The organism is Mesorhizobium sp. M0077 (genome assembly GCF_040322955.1).
Classification (GTDB): domain Bacteria; phylum Pseudomonadota; class Alphaproteobacteria; order Rhizobiales; family Rhizobiaceae; genus Mesorhizobium.
On record NZ_JAMYUL010000034.1, the window covers coordinates 1 to 2654 of the forward strand.

The window sequence follows — 2654 nt, forward strand, 5'->3', positions numbered from 1 at the left end:
CTGTGGTTTCCAAGTATCGATAATAGGTAACTTATCCTGAATACATAGGGATAAAGTGGCGAACGCGGGGAACTGAAACATCTAAGTACCCGTAGGAAAGGACATCAACCGAGACTCCGGAAGTAGTGGCGAGCGAACCCGGACCAGGCCAGTGGCGATTGAGAGACAAGCGGAACCTTCTGGAAAGTAGGGCCATAGTGGGTGACAGCCCCGTACGCGTAATGCAATCAATCGTCCTCGAGTAAGGCGGGACACGTGAAATCCTGTCTGAAATTGGGAGGACCACCTTCCAAGCCTAAGTACTCGTGCATGACCGATAGCGAACTAGTACCGTGAGGGAAAGGTGAAAAGCACCCCGACAAGGGGAGTGAAAGAGTACCTGAAACCGATTGCCTACAAACAGTGGGAGCCCGCAAGGGTCACCACGTACCTTTTGTATAATGGGTCAGCGACTTAGTGTGACGAGCAAGCTTAAACCGCTAGGTGTAGGCGCAGCGAAAGCGAGTCTGAACAGGGCGTTCAGTTCGTCGCATTAGACCCGAAACCGAGTGATCTAGCCATGAGCAGGTTGAAGGTAAGGTAACACTTACTGGAGGACCGAACCCATAACTGTTGCAATAGTTCGGGATGACTTGTGGCTAGGGGTGAAAGGCCAATCAAACTCGGAAATAGCTGGTTCTCCGCGAAATCTATTTAGGTAGAGCGTCGACCGAATACCCCAGGGGGTAGAGCACTGGATGGGCTAGGGGTCCTCACCGGATTACCAAACCTAACCAAACTCCGAATACCTGGGAGTACTAGTCGGCAGACACACGGCGGGTGCTAACGTCCGTCGTGAAAAGGGAAACAACCCTGACCTACAGCTAAGGTCCCCAAGTTATGGCTAAGTGGGAAAGGATGTGAGGATCCCAAAACAACCAGGATGTTGGCTTAGAAGCAGCCATCATTTAAAGAAAGCGTAACAGCTCACTGGTCTAAATAAGGGTCTTTGCGCCGAAAATGTAACGGGGCTAAAGCCATACACCGAAGCTTAGGGTTTGGTCCGCAAGGGCCAAGCGGTAGCGGAGCGTTCTGTAAGCTGACGAAGCCATACCCGTGAGGGGTGGTGGAGGTATCAGAAGTGCGAATGCTGACATGAGTAACGTAAGGGGAGTGAGAGACTCCCCCGCCGAAAGACCAAGGGTTCCTGCTTAAAGCTAATCTGAGCAGGGTTAGCCGGCCCCTAAGACGAGGCGGAAACGCGTAGTCGATGGGAACCACGTTAATATTCGTGGGCTTGGAGGTAGTGACGGATCGCACAAGTTGTCCAATCTTATCGGATTGAACGGGCAGCGGAGCGGTTCCAGGAAATAGCTCCTCCTTATAAACCGTACCCGAAACCGACACTGGTGGTCAGGTAGAGTATACCAAGGCGCTTGAGAGAACTATGCTGAAGGAACTCGGCAAATTGCACGCGTAACTTCGGAAGAAGCGTGACCCTTTTCTACGCAAGTAGAGGAGGGTGGCACAGACCAGGGGGTAGCGACTGTTTATCAAAAACACAGGGCTCTGCGAAGTCGCAAGACGACGTATAGGGTCTGACGCCTGCCCGGTGCTGGAAGGTTAAGAGGAGGGGTGCAAGCTCTGAATCGAAGCCCCAGTAAACGGCGGCCGTAACTATAACGGTCCTAAGGTAGCGAAATTCCTTGTCGGGTAAGTTCCGACCTGCACGAATGGCGTAACGACTTCCCCGCTGTCTCCAGCATAGACTCAGTGAAATTGAATTCCCCGTGAAGATGCGGGGTTCCTGCGGTTAGACGGAAAGACCCCGTGCACCTTTACTATAGCTTTACATTGGCATTCGTAGTGGCATGTGTAGGATAGGTGGTAGGCTTTGAAACCTGGGCGCCAGCTCAGGTGGAGCCACCCTTGAAATACCACCCTTATTACTATGGATGTCTAACCGCGGCCCGTTATCCGGGTCCGGGACAATGTATGGTGGGTAGTTTGACTGGGGCGGTCGCCTCCTAAAGAGTAACGGAGGCGCGCGATGGTGGGCTCAGAACGGTCGGAAATCGTTCGCTGAGTGCAATGGCATAAGCCTGCCTGACTGCGAGACTGACAAGTCGAGCAGAGACGAAAGTCGGTCATAGTGATCCGGTGGTCCCGCGTGGAAGGGCCATCGCTCAACGGATAAAAGGTACGCCGGGGATAACAGGCTGATGACCCCCAAGAGTCCATATCGACGGGGTTGTTTGGCACCTCGATGTCGACTCATCGCATCCTGGGGCTGGAGCAGGTCCCAAGGGTATGGCTGTTCGCCATTTAAAGCGGTACGTGAGTTGGGTTCAGAACGTCGTGAGACAGTTCGGTCCCTATCTGCCGTGGGTGTAGGAATATTGAAAGGATCTGTCCCTAGTACGAGAGGACCGGGATGGACGGATCTCTGGTGGACCTGTTGTGGCGCCAGCCGCATAGCAGGGTAGCTATATCCGGACGGGATAACCGCTGAAGGCATCTAAGCGGGAAACCCACCTTAAAACGAGTATTCCCTGAGAACCGTGGAAGACGACCACGTTGATAGGCCGGGTGTGGAAGAGCGGCAACGCTTGAAGCTTACCGGTACTAATAGTTCGATCGGCTTGATCGTTCTCATTCCTTATGCTCATCGTGAA

Annotated in this window: 1 rRNA gene; it reads left to right on the top strand. The window is 53.2% G+C overall.

The features are described 5' to 3' along the window. Positions 1 to 2629 (top strand): 23S ribosomal RNA (locus NKJ57_RS30775); the annotation flags it as partial. Positions 2630 to 2654 lie beyond the last annotated feature (25 nt).